This window comes from Salinicoccus sp. ID82-1 (assembly GCF_021991715.1).
Taxonomy (GTDB): Bacteria; Bacillota; Bacilli; order Staphylococcales; family Salinicoccaceae; genus Salinicoccus; species Salinicoccus cyprini.
The window spans coordinates 93414-110376 of the sequence record NZ_JAGFLY010000001.1; the positions used below are offsets into that span (position 1 = coordinate 93414).

General features: G+C 50.1%; 16 protein-coding genes. 7 read left to right on the forward strand and 9 right to left on the reverse strand.

The genetic code is table 11. The features are described from left to right. The first annotated feature begins 62 nt into the window (after positions 1-62). The 3 genes from J4760_RS00500 (at position 63) to J4760_RS00510 (ending at position 3622) form a co-directional block, all read left to right on the forward strand. Positions 63-986 carry an AEC family transporter gene (locus J4760_RS00500; protein ID WP_237604443.1) on the forward strand — a complete coding sequence of 308 codons (924 nt, stop codon included), beginning with the start codon at positions 63-65 and terminating at the stop codon, positions 984-986. Positions 987-1088: 102 nt separating this feature from the next. After that, positions 1089-1826, forward strand: coding sequence for an SDR family NAD(P)-dependent oxidoreductase (locus tag J4760_RS00505; protein WP_237604444.1), 738 nt, complete (start codon positions 1089-1091; stop codon positions 1824-1826). Positions 1827-2008: 182 nt separating this feature from the next. Next, entirely contained in the window at positions 2009-3622 is a 1614-nt protein-coding gene (locus J4760_RS00510; protein ID WP_237604445.1) for a metal ABC transporter solute-binding protein, Zn/Mn family, read from the forward strand. A gap of 65 nt (positions 3623-3687) precedes the next feature. On the opposite strand, the gene J4760_RS00515 is transcribed toward J4760_RS00510, so the two are convergent. The 6 genes from J4760_RS00515 to J4760_RS00540 all read right to left on the reverse strand — a co-directional run bounded on the left by J4760_RS00515 (position 3688) and on the right by J4760_RS00540 (position 9652). Continuing rightward, the gene (locus J4760_RS00515; RefSeq protein ID WP_145284859.1) at positions 3688-4254 is read right to left on the reverse strand and encodes an NADPH-dependent FMN reductase; all 567 of its coding nucleotides are present in this window, start codon (positions 4252-4254) and stop codon (positions 3688-3690) included. Continuing rightward, the gene (locus J4760_RS00520) at positions 4251-5318 is read right to left on the reverse strand and encodes an LLM class flavin-dependent oxidoreductase (protein ID WP_237604446.1); all 1068 of its coding nucleotides are present in this window, start codon (positions 5316-5318) and stop codon (positions 4251-4253) included. Before J4760_RS00520 ends, J4760_RS00515 begins: the two co-directional genes overlap by 4 nt. A gap of 421 nt (positions 5319-5739) precedes the next feature. Next, positions 5740-6981, reverse strand: a complete 1242-nt coding sequence (locus J4760_RS00525; RefSeq protein ID WP_237604447.1) for a M20 family metallo-hydrolase — start codon at positions 6979-6981, stop codon at positions 5740-5742. Then, complete coding sequence (locus J4760_RS00530) at positions 6974-7702, reverse strand: small-conductance mechanosensitive channel (RefSeq protein WP_237604448.1); 729 nt, start codon at positions 7700-7702, stop codon at positions 6974-6976. The genes J4760_RS00525 and J4760_RS00530 overlap by 8 nt, the downstream gene beginning before the upstream one ends. 24 nt (positions 7703-7726) lie before the next feature. Then, complete coding sequence (locus J4760_RS00535; protein WP_237604449.1) at positions 7727-8437, reverse strand: DUF5058 family protein; 711 nt, start codon at positions 8435-8437, stop codon at positions 7727-7729. A 30-nt stretch (positions 8438-8467) separates the two neighbouring features. Then, positions 8468-9652 carry a M20 metallopeptidase family protein gene (locus J4760_RS00540; RefSeq protein ID WP_304620939.1) on the reverse strand — a complete coding sequence of 395 codons (1185 nt, stop codon included), beginning with the start codon at positions 9650-9652 and terminating at the stop codon, positions 8468-8470. A gap of 175 nt (positions 9653-9827) precedes the next feature. Here J4760_RS00540 and J4760_RS00545 point away from each other — a divergent pair, with 175 nt between their 5' ends. After that, positions 9828-11276, forward strand: a complete 1449-nt coding sequence (locus J4760_RS00545; RefSeq protein ID WP_237604450.1) for a protein adenylyltransferase SelO — start codon at positions 9828-9830, stop codon at positions 11274-11276. Between the two features lie 594 nt (positions 11277-11870). Here the strand turns inward: J4760_RS00545 and J4760_RS00550 are convergent. The 3 genes from J4760_RS00550 to J4760_RS00560 form a co-directional block, all read right to left on the reverse strand. Further along, positions 11871-12464 carry a pyridoxamine 5'-phosphate oxidase family protein gene (locus J4760_RS00550; RefSeq protein WP_237604451.1) on the reverse strand — a complete coding sequence of 198 codons (594 nt, stop codon included), beginning with the start codon at positions 12462-12464 and terminating at the stop codon, positions 11871-11873. Positions 12465-12539: 75 nt separating this feature from the next. Beyond that, positions 12540-13013, reverse strand: coding sequence for a glutathione peroxidase (locus tag J4760_RS00555; RefSeq protein WP_237604452.1), 474 nt, complete (start codon positions 13011-13013; stop codon positions 12540-12542). Positions 13014-13100: 87 nt separating this feature from the next. Continuing rightward, complete coding sequence (locus J4760_RS00560) at positions 13101-13316, reverse strand: hypothetical protein (RefSeq protein WP_237604453.1); 216 nt, start codon at positions 13314-13316, stop codon at positions 13101-13103. Positions 13317-13552: 236 nt separating this feature from the next. Here J4760_RS00560 and J4760_RS00565 point away from each other — a divergent pair, with 236 nt between their 5' ends. From J4760_RS00565 to J4760_RS00575, 3 genes are all read left to right on the forward strand, one after another. Continuing rightward, on the forward strand, positions 13553-15331 hold the full coding sequence (locus J4760_RS00565; protein ID WP_237604454.1) for an SLC13 family permease: 1779 nt from the start codon (positions 13553-13555) through the stop codon (positions 15329-15331). Positions 15332-15366: 35 nt separating this feature from the next. Beyond that, on the forward strand, positions 15367-16341 hold the full coding sequence (locus J4760_RS00570) for an LLM class flavin-dependent oxidoreductase (RefSeq protein WP_237604455.1): 975 nt from the start codon (positions 15367-15369) through the stop codon (positions 16339-16341). Between the two features lie 90 nt (positions 16342-16431). Further along, positions 16432-16797, forward strand: a complete 366-nt coding sequence (locus tag J4760_RS00575) for a PH domain-containing protein (RefSeq protein ID WP_145284890.1) — start codon at positions 16432-16434, stop codon at positions 16795-16797. Positions 16798-16963 lie beyond the last annotated feature (166 nt).

The following is a 16963-nucleotide window of genomic DNA, read 5'->3' on the forward strand; positions in this document are numbered from 1 at the left end:
GGATGAACAGAATTAATGGTAGAATGTAATATATGGTTAACGAATTGTGAAAGGAGGGAATCATGGCTTACATCTCTCTTATTTTCGTGGACGTCATTGTGCCGCTATTGATTCTGCTCGGCATCGGTGTGCTGCTTCAGAAGAAGTTCGAATTCCGGCTGAGGCCGATTGCGAACCTGCTGACATACTGTTTTCTGCCTTCTGCAGTGTTTCTGAATCTATATGAGGCGGAGATTGACGCAGGACTGCTTGGGCAGCTTGTGGTTTATCTGGCGCTGTTTGTGCTGGTGATTGCCCTGTTCGGTGAATGGCTGTCCCGGTTTCTTGGTCTTGCGGGTGGGGAGCAGACTGCACTCAAAAACAGCATCTCGCTGATGAATTCGGGAAATTATGGGCTGCCGGTCAGTCAGCTCGCCTTCAGTGCCAATCCGGTCGGTGTGTCGGTCCAGATCATTGTGCTCGTCGTCCAGAATCTGCTGACATTTACATATGGACTTTACAACTTGAGATCAAGCTCGAAATCACTGGTGGAAGTGATGAGGGAGCTGCTGCGCCTTCCTGTCATATACGCACTGGCCGCTGCATTCATTTTAAAAATGTTCCAAGCAGAGGTTCCAAGGTTCATCATGGTGCCGATCGAACAGCTGGCTGGCGGCTTTGCGGCACTGGCTCTGCTTCTGCTCGGCATGCAGCTGGCCCAGATCGAAATCCGTTCCTTCCATAGGGTCATCGCGTGGAGTGCGCTCGGACGGCTGATTGTGGGTCCCGCAGTCGCGCTGCTGCTGATCATGCTGCTCGGCATCGACGGTGTCATCGCGCAGTCGCTGTTTATTGCCAGTGCGTTTCCAACATCAAGGAACACTGCGACTCTGGCGCTTGAATATGACGTGGAACCGGAACTGCACGCGCAGGTGGTACTATATTCCACAATACTCAGTAGCATTACAGTGACGTTCGTCATCTATCTGTCCATGCAGCTTTTCTAGGGGGTTCTGCCTCAATTTGGACATACTTGCATCGTTTCATCTTCCTGTTTCCGAGGTATATATATTATGAAACATTCATGGTCATCAAAGGAGGAAATGGATTTGGATCTTAAAGACAAAGTTGCAATTGTTACAGGTGGCGGTTCAGGAATTGGTCTGGCAACAGCGCAGGCATTCCTTGAAAAAGGTGCGAAAGTTGTCATCGCGGACTATAACGAAGAGTCGGGCAGCAAGGCAGCAGAGGATCTTTCCCAATACGGCGATGTACTATTTGAAAAAGTGGACGTATCCGACGAGGAGCAGGTCAAGAACGTCATCGCGACAGCAGTCGATAAGTTCGGCCGACTGGATGTCATGTTCAACAATGCCGGTATCGGTGTGCAGGGCGAGACGCACAAATTGTCCTATGAAGATTACCATAAGGTGATCAAAGTCAATCAGGACAGCGTATTCTTCGGTTCGAAGCATGCGATTCCTGAAATGCAGAAAGTCGGGGGCGGTGCCATCATCAATACGGCTTCCATTCTCGGCAGTGTCGGTGAGCCGACAGCATTTGCGTACAACGCATCCAAAGGTGCAGTCAATCTGATGACGAAATCCGTAGCACTGCAGTATGCGAAAGATAATATCCGTGTCAGCGCAGTCGCACCAGGCTACGTTGAATCTGGCATGGTCAACAGGGATGCACTCGGCGACTATTATGACAAGCTGGTCGACAAGCACCCGATTGGCAGACTCGGCGAACCGCATGAGATTGCGCACGCGGTTATATTCCTGGCTGAAAATGAATTTACTACAGGTACAACACTTCTCGTTGATGGCGGTTATACTACCCAGTAATGAGATGGAATAAATTGAAAGATGCACTGGATCTGCTTTGATCCGGTGCTTTTTTTAGTATGTATATCTACTCTATTGATAATATTGATAAAAACTTTACGATACCTATTGCAAAACGGAACGATTACGACTATAATTTTAAAGCGTAACTATTACGAATTGAACCAAGGAGGATATTAAATATGAAAAAGCTATATTTTGGCCTTTTCGGATTTATGCTGCTTTTTCTGACTGCCTGTGGCGGCGGAGAAACAGGATCTGCAGATACTGAAACGGAAAGTGCTTCTGCTGAAGGCGAAGCGACCATCTATACAACTGTCTTTGCACTGAAGAGTCTGACAGAACAGATTACAGGCGATTTTGCACAAGTTGAGTCCATCTACCCGAATGGTACGGATATACATACATTCGAACCAACACAGCAGGACATGATCAAGTTTGCAGAAAGCGATCTTTTCGTAACGACAAATAGTGAGCTGGACACAGTATCTCAAAGCATCCTCGATACAGTCAGCGACCAGACTGAAAGCCTTGAAGCAATCCAAAATACAGATCAGCTGCTTGAATTCGCACATGACCATAGTCATGGAGAAGGTGAAGACCATGACCACAGCCATGACCACGGCAGCATGGATCCGCACATCTGGCTCGATCCGGTCATTGCCAGTGAAATGGTCGATAATATTGAAGCGAAGCTGAGCGAAATGTACCCGGATAACGCGGAAAACTTCCAGAGCAATGCAGATGCACTGAAAGAAGACCTTGCAGCACTCGATAGTTTACTGCAGGATGCCACTGCAGATACACCGGTTGAAAATGTATATATTTCACACGAATCCATCGGTTATCTTTCCGACCGCTACGGTTTCCAGCAGGTCGGTGTTTCAGGCATCAATAATGAAGAGCCATCCCAGCAGGAACTGATTGATATTCTTGAAGGGGTAAAATCAGACGGTGCCAAGTATCTGTTGCTTGAACAGAATATTTCCTCCAACCTGACAGATACAATCCAGAATGAAGCAGACATCGAACCGCTGCAGTTCCATAACCTCGCTGTACTGATTGATGAAGATAATACCGATGCGACCTACCAGTCGCTGATGGAAGGCAACATCGAAGTATTGGATCAGGCACTGAATGACTATAATGAAACAGAAGCTGAAAAGATGGCTGAAAATGCAGAAGCACATGACCATTCGCATGACCATGGACACGATCATTCCCATGACGGCCATGGACACGCGCATATCGATGAAGATGTCTATAATGGATATTTCGAAGACGCGCAAGTTGAAGACCGTGAACTGTCCGACTGGTCAGGGGACTGGCAGTCCGTATACCCTTACCTTGAAGACGGCACTCTGGATGAAGTTTTCGAGCACAAGGCTGAAGAAGGCGACATGACAGCTGAAGAGTACAAGGAATACTATACGACTGGCTACCAGACAGATGTCGAGCGCATCGAAATTACGGATTCTGAAATGACATTCCATCAGAACGGTGAATCCCATACTGGTACTTACGTCAGTGATGGCTATGAAATACTGGAGTACGAAGCAGGCAATAGAGGTGTAAGATATATCTTCAAACTGGAAAACCCTGAAGAAGCAGACGAAGCATTGCCTCGCGTCATCCAGTTCAGTGACCACGCGATTTCCCCTATGGACAGCTACCACTTCCATATCTATATGGGAGACGACCGTGCAGCACTGCTTGAAGAAATGGATCATTGGCCGACATACTACCCGTCAGATCTTTCAGGAGAAGAAGTTGCGGAAGAAATGATGGCACACTAGAATAGAAAAATAATACACCTTGAACGCTGGTTTTGAATCAGCCTTCAGGGTGTATTTTTGTGGTGCTAGAAATCATACATCGACTCTTTTTCGCTACGGATCCGCTGGTACGTGTCCGTCAGCATGACTGTGTCCTCGACCAGTGCATCAAGCCGGAACAGCACATCTTCATTGACAATCTCTTTATTCAGAAAATCTTTTTCTTCAATAAAGACGTAGGTGCTTACAGTCTGTGCCTTCATATAGCTGAGGATGGGCTTGAGCTGGGTTTCAGGAATAAGGAAGTGCTTTGATGTGCCGGCGGTGACGAAAAAGCTGACAATCTTACCCGAGAGCGCATTGATCGGCAGGAGGTCGAAGACATTCTTCAATGTCGCCGGAATGGATGCCTGGAAGATGGGTGTGCCGATGATGATGGCATCCGCCTCCATGATTGTTTTGGCAATATAGCCAGTGTCCCCTTCGTAGTCCAGATAGTTTCGACCATCGCTGAATTCGAGCGTGTGATCTGCAAGGTCGATGAATTTCCAGTCGACATGTGAGTACTGACTGGTCAGTTTTTCCGATACATATTTCATGGTCGTGCGTGTCTTTGATCCGATATTGGAGCCTGAGAGTCCTACAATTTTCATTTATCTGTCTCCTTCTTTGTATATTTTCTGATGGCGGGGAGCACTTCGTTGCCGATCCATTCTATATTACGCATCAGCTGGTCGAATGGCACACCGCCGAAGTCCATCTGTGCAATATAGCGTTGGTGATCAAACTGCTCATGCTGGTAGAGGATCTTTTCGATGACTTCCTGTGGACTGCCGACATTCAGCACATTGCGCCTGTCGGCGCCCATCGCGAAGCCGCGCTTCGGGAAGCCGGCCCCGTTTGTCAGCTTCATGCCTTCATTGATATGCGGATAGACTTCACGCTGCGCCTGCTGGGTCGTTTCAGCGATATGAAAGAATCCAGCCGTGGCCACGGGCAGCTCGGCGGGATCGTGCCCGTAGCTTCTCGCCGCTTCGCGGTACATGTCGATCGTCTCCTTGAAATTCTGGGTCGGACCGGCCAGCATCGCAATCTGCATCGGTACGCCCGCAGCACCAGCCTTGATCGCACTCGCTGAATGACCACCGACAGCACGCCAGATCGGCAGGCTACCGTTGAGCGGGCGGGGGAGGACTTTGGCATTTTTAAGCGGTGGCCGGAATTCCCCTTCCCAGTTGATGATTTCATTTTCATTTATTTTAAGCAGTAGATCGAATTTCTCTTCATAGAGTGCCTCATAATCATTGAGGCTGTAGCCGAGCAGATCGAACAGCCCGACTCTCGACGCCCGGCCGGCGATGATTTCCGCGCGTCCATTCGATATCAGGTCGATTGTGGCAAAATCTTCATAGACACGCACAGGGTCGAGCGTACTGATGATCGTCGAGGAGCTGGATATTTTTATTTTCTCAGTTGCCTGGGCGATGGCCGCAAGTACTACCGAGTGCGCCTGGGTGGTGAAATATTCCTGGTGGCTTTCCCCGACACTGAAGAAGTCGATGCCAGCTGATTCCGCCAGCTTTGCCAATTCGATGATTTCATTCAGGCGCTGCTGGGCGGATATCCGTTGCCCGGTATTCGGGTCTGCGAGATGGTCGCCGAGCGTATACAGACCAAACTCGAGGCCTTTGTCTTTCTGGATGCGATATTGTTCCATGGAAGCCGTCCTTTCCTGTAGTAAGTATGGTGTTGCTTCCATTATGTATTGTAATTGATGAAATGAGAAATAATCCGTTTGGTATTGAGTGTGTACGGCTTAAAATACTGCCCAGGACTGATTTTGGGCGGGGTGTGGCCAGAGTTATGCGCGTTTAACGTGCACTGAGTGATTGGGTGAGTGCAAATTGGAGGGGTTACTGTCACTCGTGGCCTGGACGAATGACAATTAGGCGTCCAACTGACACTCGTGGACCCGACGAATGACAATTAGGCGTCCAACTGACACTCGTGGACCCGACGAACGACAATTAGAGGTCCAACTGACACTCGTGGCCTGGACGAACGACAATAAAAGCTCCAACTCACCCTCGTATTAATAACGAACGCAAGTTGGAGCGATGAATCCAATCATATATATTTTATTTTCCTACCAGTTTCAGCATGGTCCGGTAGAGGAGCTCGGTGCCTGCCGCGATATCTTCATCCGATGCGTACTCGGCTGGATTATGGCTGATGCCGTCTTTGCAGCGGACGAAGATCATGCCCATATCACAAATATCAGCCATGTTGCTGGCGTCATGGAAGGCGCCGCTCATCAGCACGGGCGGCTCGAGTCCAAGTGATCTACTTTCATCCTTCATGATGCTGATGATATTTTCACTCGCATCCTTCGGGGTGGTGCCGCCATCATCGTAGATTGTGTATTCGAGACTGTATTCGAACGCCGTCTTGTCGATGATATTTTCCAAAGCGGCTTCGTAAGTATCGCGGCGGTTGAGATCGCTATCTCTCAAATCAATGGTGAATGTGACACGCTCAGGGATGATGGATCGGCCGCCAGGAAAGACATCGAGGCTGCCGACCGTACCGACGGATGGTGCACCGGCTTCCGACTGGACGAGGCCATTGAAAGCGGCAATGATATATGATGCACCGACGAGCGGGTCCTGCCGTTTTTCCATGGGGACGGTACCGGCATGGCCGGATATGCCGGTGAGTTCGACTGTCATCCACCGTGGGCCGGCGATGCCACTGACGATGCCGACCGGCTGGTCCAGGGCTTCGAGATTCGGTCCCTGCTCGATATGCATTTCCAAATAGGCAGAGATGGCTGAAGGGTCGTACACCGATGCTTCCAACTGGTCGGGATCGGCGCCGAATTCAATCAGTGCTTCCCGCCTTGTGATGCCGTCTTTATCCGTACGCTCCAGTTCACCGGGATCAAGCTGTCCGGTAATGCCGCGTGAACCGAATAGGCCGACTCCGAAACGGTGGCCTTCTTCATCACAGAATGACATGACTTCGATGGGGACATCGGGTTCGATGCCATTCTCGATCATCGTCTGTACAGCTTCGAGTCCACCCAGTACACCGATGGTGCCGTCGAAGCGGCCGCCATAGGGCTGGGAATCGATATGCGAACCGAGCATGACCGCAGGCGCGTCCTTTTTCTTTCCTTCGATGCGGCCGATGAGGTTGCCGAAGTTGTCATAGCGTGTAGCGAGCCCGGCATCATCCATCCAGCTTCGGACGAGATCCATGCCTTCCTTATAAGTCGCGGACAGAGCGAGGCGGTTGACGCCGGTCTCTTCTATTTTTCCTATCCTACTCAGAGCATGCAGGCGTTCAGATAGCCGTGATGCATTGATTGCTCTATCCATTCAGATTGCCCTTCTGCTTCTCCATGAACAGCACAACTGCGATGGTCAGCGCAACGCAGATTGGTATTTTGATCAGGCTGAAGATCGGTGCAAACAGTACAGCCATGCCGATGATCAGTGCGATGATGCCATACTTCGGTGTACGGTAGGCGAACTGGCCGAGTACTGCGCCGAAAATGGAAGGCAGGATGAAGCTGAACATGCTCTCAACGAATGGCGGCAGTACGGAAATGATATAGGTGCCGCCGAGAATCATGATGACGAGGATGATGATATTGGTCAGTGAAGCGACAGCAATGCCGAAGACGCCGGCCACTTCCGCCTTTTCTGAACCGGGTTCTGCACCGACTGCCTTCTGTGCTGCTGAGGAGCAGGGCAGGCACATATTTGCGATGTTGCCTGTCAGAAATGCAAGATACGTTCCGGCAACGCCGAGTGTCGGGTAGTAGGTGATCGGTTCGAGTATCCACATGATGCCGATGAATGATGCGTAACCGACAAGCCCTGTTCCAATGACACCCCAGCCTGGGTGGGCGTCCATGACGAAAGAAATATACAGTGGGGGTACGAGTGACATGAGGATAATGACGAAGAGCGTCAGCCTGCCCCAGAAGTGGGAACGTCTATAAAAGAGTTCCATTGACGATGATCCGGCAATTCCGGGCGTTTCGGGCATCGGGTTATTAAGCACAACTTGCGTCTGTTCTGCTGCATTACTCATAAGAAAAACCCCTTTTCATTTATTTTATAGAATGAATGTCGTCAGATAGCCGGTCGTCATGCCGATGAGCAGTGCGAAACCTAGGGCCCATTCCTTCAGCCAGCTGATATTTCTGTGATCGGCGTATTTCATCATGAGGATCATGGCGGCGACTGAAATGACACCGGCGACGGCATGATTCATACTGGTGATCATCTGCTGGCTTGCGAGATAGGCGAAGGCGCCGAGCATGGCAGCGAGAGAGACACCGGCCATGATCTTAGGGTTATGCTTCTGGATCTTCTGTTGTGTCCTGCCCAATGATTTGGTGAACAGCATCGTAACGATCAGCCAGCCTGTACCGCCGAGAAACATGGTCCACATGACAGCGGCCAATGCTTCAATCGGGAAGTTGTCTGCACCGAGTTCCGCACCGAAGGCGGAGGCACCGATGGATGCTGCGCTGGATTCCGTGGCAGCCGATCCGATGATGCCGATTCGCATGAGGGTGATCGGAGAACCGATCAGGGCAATCAGGGATATGAGTATGATTGCGATGCCGAATGACGGACCGATCGAGCTGATGAACCCTGAACGGATGGCTGTTCTGACTTCGCTCGGGTTCATATCCGCCTGTCCAGCAGAACGGCTTGCGATCCATAGGAATATGATGGCCTGGAAAGCGACGATGGCGACGACGATGAATGCGAAAATCCAGAATACGGTACTGTTTGCAATCTGTAGAATATCTCCCATGATTGAATCCTCCTATAATGTGCTTGCCGGTCAGGAAGCACTATCATTCATATAGTCGAGCACTGTGGCAATGAAAAGTTTACCGATATCGAGCATGGCTGCTTCCTGGACGTCGAACTTCGGGTGGTGGTGCGGGTAGATATCGCTTTCGTCCGGCATGGCACCGCCTACCCATGCAAATGAACCTGGGGCTTCCTTCAAGTAGTAGGCGAAGTCTTCCATGCCCATCATCGGTGTCATTTCATTTACATTGTCTGCACCGAAGAGTGTCTCGGCCACCCGGCGGTAGCGGGCGGTTTCAGCAGGGTCATTGACAACGGCCGGATAGCCTCTGACGTAGTCCACGATGGCTGTGGCACCGAAGCCTTCGCACGTCGACTTGGCGATGGATTCAATCCTTGCCTGGACATGATCCCGGACTTCCGGCTCGAACGTACGCACGGTGCCTTTCAATGTTGCGGAATCGGGAATGACGTTGAAGCTGTCTCCACTATTGAAGGAGGCGACAGTGACGACTGCAGACTTCAGCGGATCGGTCTGCCGGCTGACAATCTGCTGCAGCGACCCCATCAGCTGGCCGCCGATGGCGAGCGGATCGATGGTCAGGTGTGGTGAGGCGGCATGCCCGCCACGCCCCTGGATGGTGATTTCGAACGTATCTCCATTGGCCATGACCGGACCTTCCCGGTAGCCGACAGTGCCGAGCGGCTCATTCGAACTGACATGAGCGCCGAATACTGCATCGACACCATCCATGCAGCCATCCTCGATCATGAATTTGGCACCACCTGGAATGACCTCTTCGGCAAACTGGTGGATGAATACAACGGTGCCGGGAAGCTCTTCTTTATTTTCGCTCAGTACTCTAGCGACGTGCAGCAGACCGGATGTATGGATATCGTGGCCGCAGGCATGCATGACACCATCGATCCGTGATCTATACGGCACGTCCTTCTCGTCGTGTATCGGCAGGGCATCGAAGTCGGCACGCAATGCCACCGTTTTTCCGGGCTTGCCGCCTTTCAGGGTACCGACAACACCTCTCGAACCGACCTCGGTTCTGACGTCGAGTCCAAGGTCTGTGAGAAAGTCGGCAACTTTCTTCGGTGTATCGACTTCGTGGTGGGATAGTTCAGGGTACATATGTAGATCTCTGCGGAACTGGACCATATCTGAATAGAGTGCTTCAAGACGTTCAAAAAGTTGTGCTTGCAAAACATCATCCTCATTTCTGAAATAAGATAGTATTCAGAATAATCAATAACTATGAGGGTGTCAAATCCATGTAAGGTGTTAATATATACCAGTTGGTCTTCATCGGATTGGGAATTGCATCTTGATTTTGGTAAAATAGAGGTACAAAACATGTATTTCAAAGGGAAGGGATCATATGAAAGAAAGCGGATGGCAATTGGAACACAGTTATGCCGATCTTCCGGATGTGTTCTATAAAGAGACAAAGCCGGAGACTGCAGAGTTTCCGGAAATTGTGCTGTTCAACTGGAATCTGGCAAAATCGCTTGGGCTGGACCCGAGAAATCTGCAGCTGGAATCGAGTGAGGTGTTTTCAGGCAATAGAATTCCCGATGGCGGACTGCCGATTGCACAAGCCTATGCCGGCCACCAGTTCGGCAACTTCACCATGCTTGGTGATGGACGTGCAATCCTGCTCGGAGAGCAGGTGGCACCGGATGGCAGACGCGTGGACATCCAGCTGAAAGGGGCAGGGCGGACAGTATTTTCCCGTATGGGGGATGGCCGCTCACCGCTTGGTCCGATGCTGCGTGAATACATCATCAGCGAGGCGATGCATGCGCTCGATATTCCATCGACCCGTGCACTGGCACTGGTGACGACCGGTGAAGCGGTCAGCCGTGAACGCATGCTGCCGGGTGCAGTGCTCACCCGGGTGGCAGCGAGCCATCTGAGAGTCGGGACTTTTGAATATGCAGCACGTCTGGAAGACAAGTCGCATATCAGAACTTTGGCCGACTATGCCATTGAGCGCCACTATCCGGAAATCGAAGGGGAAAATAAATACCTGCAATTTTTCAATGCGGTCATCGATCGCCAGGCCGCACTCATCAGCAGATGGCAGCTCGTCGGATTCATTCATGGGGTGATGAACACCGACAATATGACGATCAGCGGAGAGACGATCGACTATGGACCATGTGCTTTCATGGACGCGTATGACCCGGAAACCGCGTTCAGCTCGATTGATGTGAATAAACGGTACAGATATCGCAATCAGCCGGGCATCGCACAGTGGAATCTTGCGCGCCTTGCCGAGACACTGCTGCCGCTGATCCACGATGACAAGGAGGAAGCGGTGGAAATTGCACAGGCTTCTCTCGGGGACTTTGGCAAGCAGTATAATATGTACTGGCAGTCAGGCATGAGAGAAAAGATCGGACTGGTGGACGCAGAAGAAGCTGATGACAGTCTGGCGGACGAACTGCTTGATCTGATGCATCAGTATAAGGCCGACTTTACGAAGACATTCAGAATGCTGTCGCTCGACGCATTGGAGGATATGCCCCTTTACGCAGTTGAAGCATTCAAAGACTGGTACGAGAGATGGCAGAAACGTCTGGAGTCTCAGAGCATCTCAGTTGAAGTGGCATACGAACGGATGCGCAGTGTTAATCCTGCTGTCATCCCACGGAATCATCTTGTGGAAGAAGCACTGGATTCGGCAGTCGAGAAAGGCGACTTCAGCAAGGCGTCCAAACTGATCGAAGTACTGAGCAATCCGTATGATGATGGCCACGACAAAATGTTCAAGGAGCCGCCGGAGGATGAAGAAAGAGTGCATATGACATTCTGCGGTACATGAAGTATATAATATGAAGGAAAGCGCATTCATCAGGTCGATGAATACGCTTTTTGTGTGGCCGTTCATTTTATTGATCGGGGCAAGGCTCGGGACGCCGTTGGCCTGGCTCACGAGTGACAGTTGGCCGCCTAATTGCCGTTGGCCTGGCTCACGAGTGACAATTGGACGCCTAATTGCCGTTCGTCGGTTCCACGAGTGACAGTTGGATACCTAATTGCCGTTCGTCGGGTTCACGAGTGACAGTTGGATACCTAATTGCCGTTCGTCGGTTCCACGAGTGACAGTTGGATACCTAATTGCCGTTCGTCGGGTTCACGAGTGACAGTTGGATACCTAATTGCCGTTCGTCTGGCTCACGAGTGACAGTTGGATACCTAATTGCCGTTCGTCGGGTTCACGAGTGACAGTTGGAGACCTAATTGTCGTTCGTCGGGTTCACGAGTGACAGTTGGAGACCTAATTGTCGTTCGTCGGGTTCACGAGTGACAGTTGGACGCCTAATTGCCGTTCGTCAGTTCCACGAGTGACAGTTGGATACCTAATTGCCGTTCGTCTGGTTCCACGAGTGACAGTTAAAGCATCGATATCCCATCCTCATTTCCTCCGCTTGACATTGAAGAAGTCGCCGCCTTTTTTCTTTTCGTCGTCTGTGCCCCAGTCGACGGTTTCGGATTTCTTTACGAGATGGGGGATATGCTTGGAGCAGTGGATGTAGGCTTCATCCACCCGGATGACCACCCAGCGTTCGGCGCGGCCATTCTCTTCCTGATGCATCCTCAGGAGGGTGTCGTCATCAATCCCGAGTGAGGACAAGGCTTCATTTTCTACAATTTCTGCGGTGCCATTGACGTGGAGGCCGATATGATGGGTATAGAAATCAATGAACATCAGCCCGATATGGGGATTTTCTCTAATATTGCCAAGGCTTGCCATGACGCCATTGCCACGGTATTCGGGGTAGAGAAGTGTATATGCATCAAGTACTCTGACGAACCCCGGATCGCCTGCACGAAATGTATTGTCGCAGTTGCCGCCGCTGTCTGATGTGGCGACGAAAACCATTTCCTGCTCGGAAATGAAGTCTGCCATATCCGTATTCACATGATCGAGCATCTGATTTCTATAGAATGCTGCGGCACGCCGTTCTGTACCGAACTGTGACTGGAGCTTGCGTTCACCTTGAGACATGCTATGTTCCTTTCTTCATCGCGCCATAAAAAAGGTGGGCACAAATCTTGGAAGATTGTGTGCTCACCTGCATGACTACAGTAGTTTTTCGATATCTTTTTTCATTTTCAGAGGGGAGGTTGTCGGTGCTGTACGTGTAACGACGTTACCATTCCTATCGACGAGGAACTTGGTGAAATTCCATTTTATTCTGTCTCCCATCATGCCTTTTGACTCGCTTCTGAGATGCTTGAAAAGAGGGTGGGCACCATCCCCATTGACGTCGATGATTTCATGGATGTCGAATGTGACACCGTGGTTGATGCGGCAGGCTTCCTCGGCATCCGAGTCGGACCCGGGCTCCTGGTTGTTGAACTGGTTGGAAGGGAATCCGAGTACGACGAGATCCTGATCCTTGTATTCTTTATGAAGTGATTCCAGTTCATCGTACTGCCCGCGCAGACCGCACTGGCTGGCAGTATTGGCAATCAGCATCGGCTTGCCTTTGTACTTGTCTAGAGAGTAGGCTTCGCCGTTCGCTTTTCTGACATTTATATCATAGATACTCATACGAATGCTCCTTTTAGGATGATAACTATATTATATGTAATCCACGGCATAAGCTCCATCATTTCGGCTTATGCCGGAATCATCTCGTCATCCCATCTGTCTATCGGATTCAGGATAGGAGAAGAAGGCTGCACGGCTTTTATTAGTATAGCCGCACTCCATGCATACATAACTGTGTGCCTTACCATTAAGGAAGGATTTCACAATATCTTTATGAGTACAATTTTTCCGGCTCTTCAATTTGCCATCTTCTCTTTTCTGTTCAAGCAGCTTGTCAATCTGCTCACTTGAATACTTTTCCATTGTTCTTTCCTCCATTCGTATGAGCAGGTGTTTTATAGTATCTATTCATAATGATGATATAAATATATAACCGGTTTTAAGGTTGCCTAATCATTTTATGTGGATTTTTACAACATTAAAAATTAAGAATTTAGCGAAAATAAATTTCACCACTCAAATCTTGTACTTATCCGAAATCCAGCGTTTATGCTATGATATATTCTAAATACTCGGAAAATTATAGAGGAGGGCTGACGATGACGGTTGAGATGATTTTTGTCGCTCTGATGATTGTACTGATGCTTCTTGGTCTGCTTTTTGAAATCGTACGTGCGGATCTGATTGTCTTCTTCTTTCTGGTCGTCTTTCTGCTGACAGGCATCATTTCCACCGAACAGGCATTGAGCGGCTTCTCGAATGAAGGCATGCTGACTGTGCTGCTGCTGTTCATCGTTGCTGGTGCCATACAGAAGCATGGCATCATTGAAAACTATATCGACCGCCTGCTGAAAAGGCACAGAGGACCGAAACGCTCGATGATCAAGCTGCTTGCACCGGTGGCGCTTTTCTCCGGTTTTCTGAACAATACACCGATTGTTGTCACACTCACACCGATCATCAAAAAATGGTGTCAGAAAAATGGCATTGCACCGTCCAAATTTCTCATTCCGTTGTCCTACGTCACCATACTTGGGGGCACGATGACGCTGATTGGCACGTCGACGAATCTGGTGGTGCATGGCCTTCTGATCCAGTCGGGGCGGGAAGGATTCGATTTCTTCCAGTTGACCATCGTCGGTGTGCCGATCGCGATCGCAGGCATGATCTATATTTTCACACTTGGCTATAGACTGCTGCCGGATACACTCGGTGCAAAAGAGCAGATCCGTGAGGAAGTGAAGGAATTCCTGGCTGAAGCTGTGATTGAAAAGGAATACGAGCATACGGGCCGGCATGTGGTCGAAGCGGTCGATGCATCGCTGAAGGGCATATACATCATCGAAATTCTAAGAGGGGATACACGCATATTCCCGGTAACACCGTCTACTGTAATCGAGGAGGGGGATCATCTTTTATTTTCAGGCACTCTGAATACCATTGCTTCGGTCCAGAAACAGAAGGGCATCACGCTGATCACCGGAACCGACCAGACATTGGACAGTATGATGGATGACGAATTCGAGCTGATTGAAGCGGTCATTTCCCACCAGTCGGGTCTGTTGGGAAAGTCCGTAAAATCCACGCGTTTCCGCACACGGTACAATGCAGGTGTCATTGCAGTCCATCGGAACAATGAAAGAATCAAGAGCCGTGTCGGCGACATCATCTTCAAACCCGGGGATACGATACTGCTGCTTGCCGGCAAAAGATTCCTCGAGCAGCATATGCATGAGAACGACTTCTATGTCGTCACATCCTTGGCGCCGCCGGAAGCTCTGCATCAGAGCAGCGCAAAAGGGTGGGGTGGCCTCGCGCTGCTGCTTGTCATGATTGCTTCCGTCACCATCGGCATACTGTCGATGTTCGAAGCCATGCTGATCACTGTCGTACTGCTGATGCTGTTCAAGTTCATCGATGCGGATGAGATGCTCAGCTATATCCAGTTCAATGTCATCCTGCTCATTGCGAGTGCCTTCGGTGTCGGCGCCGCCATGATGGAATCCGGACTTGCCCAGTTTCTCGCTGAGAATATGCTGGCCATCGCAAGGCCGCTCGGTGCCATCGGTATCATCGCGATCCTCTATATCATGACGAATATTTTTACAGAGCTGATCACCAATACCGGTGCAGCCGTCCTGATGTTTCCGATTGCGATGGAAATGGCCACACAGATGGACATGGACTACATGGGACTCATCGTCACCATCGCGATTGCGGCCTCAGCAAGCTTCATTACACCGATCGGCTATCAGACAAACTTGATTGTCTATGGTCCTGGAGGATACAAATTTACCGATTATGTCAAAGTTGGTGTACCATTGTCAGTGATGACCATGGTCATCTCGACGCTGATCATCCACGCAGTATGGTTCTGAGATGCATATTATGAAGAAGGAAAGGATCGAAGGCAATGAAACTGGGTATATTGGATCAGATGCCGAAGCCGAAAGGCAGGACGGCTGAGGAAACGGCAGCACATACGATTGAAATGGCACAGCTGGCTGAGGCACTGGGCTACGGGAGGTACTGGTTCGCAGAACATCATGCCACACGCGGCATGGTATCCAGCGCACCGGAAATCATGATGGCTGCTGCAGCCAGTCGGACGAAGAAGATTAAAGTAGGCAGCGGCGGCATCCTGCTGCCGCAGTACAGTGCATTCAAAGTCGCCTCCCAGATTGCCCAGCTCGAATCACTGTTCCCCGGCCGCATTGAAGCGGGAGTGGGACGGTCACCCGGCGGTGGTGAGTTCATCCGCAGACTGCTGGCGGATGACAAGCCGAATCAGATGGAGGCATACCCGGATAAACTTAAAAATCTGATCCAGTACCTGGACGGCAGTGCACATGTACGTGCAGCGCCCCGTACAACGGATAGGCCGGAGCTCTACTCTCTCGGGCTCGGCGAAAACAGCGCCCTGCTGGCAGGACTGCTCGGCATCGGATATGTATTCGGTCATTTCATCAGACCGGACCGCGGCGCTGCCGCCTTCCAGACATACCGCGATGCTTTCAGTCCGGGTTTCATGGATGAACCGGCTGCCCGGGCGTGCGTCTTCATCATCTGTGGTAGAAATGACCGGCATGCAGAACAGCTGGCCGAGAGCCAGGATGTCTGGCTGTTGAATGTCGAAAAAGGTCTCGACAGCCAAGTGCCGACACCACAAGCGGCAAAGGAAAAGATCGATGCATTGACTGAAGACGAAGTGCAGAAAATAAAAAACAACCGCCGGCGCATGATCATCGGTGGACCTGGGACAGTCAAGGCTGAACTAGATCATTTCAGCAATCTGTACCAGTGCGAAGACTGGCTCGTATTGTGCAACATCCACGACTGGGAAGAGAGGAAGCGTTCTTTCGAACGGCTTGCCGGCATTTATTTATAGGTGAAATACTATTTACAGGGCAGCTGAGGCAGGACAGCATCTGGAATTTTATAGTACACTGGAAGAAATAAGAATAAATGGAGGGTATTTATGGAAGCGCAGAATATGCTTGTGTGGACACTGCAGTTTGAAACGGATATTCCGAATGATATTGATGATATTCTTATTGGCAATGAACGACCGATTGCTGCCTATAAGACCTTGAGGGATTCAGCAGTATTTACAGACAAACGGATGATCATACGCGATTCGCAGGGGATGACAGGCAAGAAGGTGGAGATGTATTCTCTGCCGTACAGTTCCATACATATGTGGTCGACTGAAAATGCAGCCGGCATGTTCGATGTGAATGCTGAATTGGAGCTGTGGACAAGAGTGGGCCGCATAAAGATCAATCTCGGCAAAAAGATCGATATCAGACGTCTGGACCAGCTGATTGCCGAAGCTGTACTATAGCCGGAATCCGTCTTTCATTATGGAAGACGGATTTTTAATGAATTCATGGTTGAAATTTTCCACTTAAATAATTTACATAATTATTACCAGCTTTTCAATAGTAAGTGAAAGTATCAGAAGCGGCCAAGGACAAGGGGATGTACATTATGAATAGAATGAATAAACG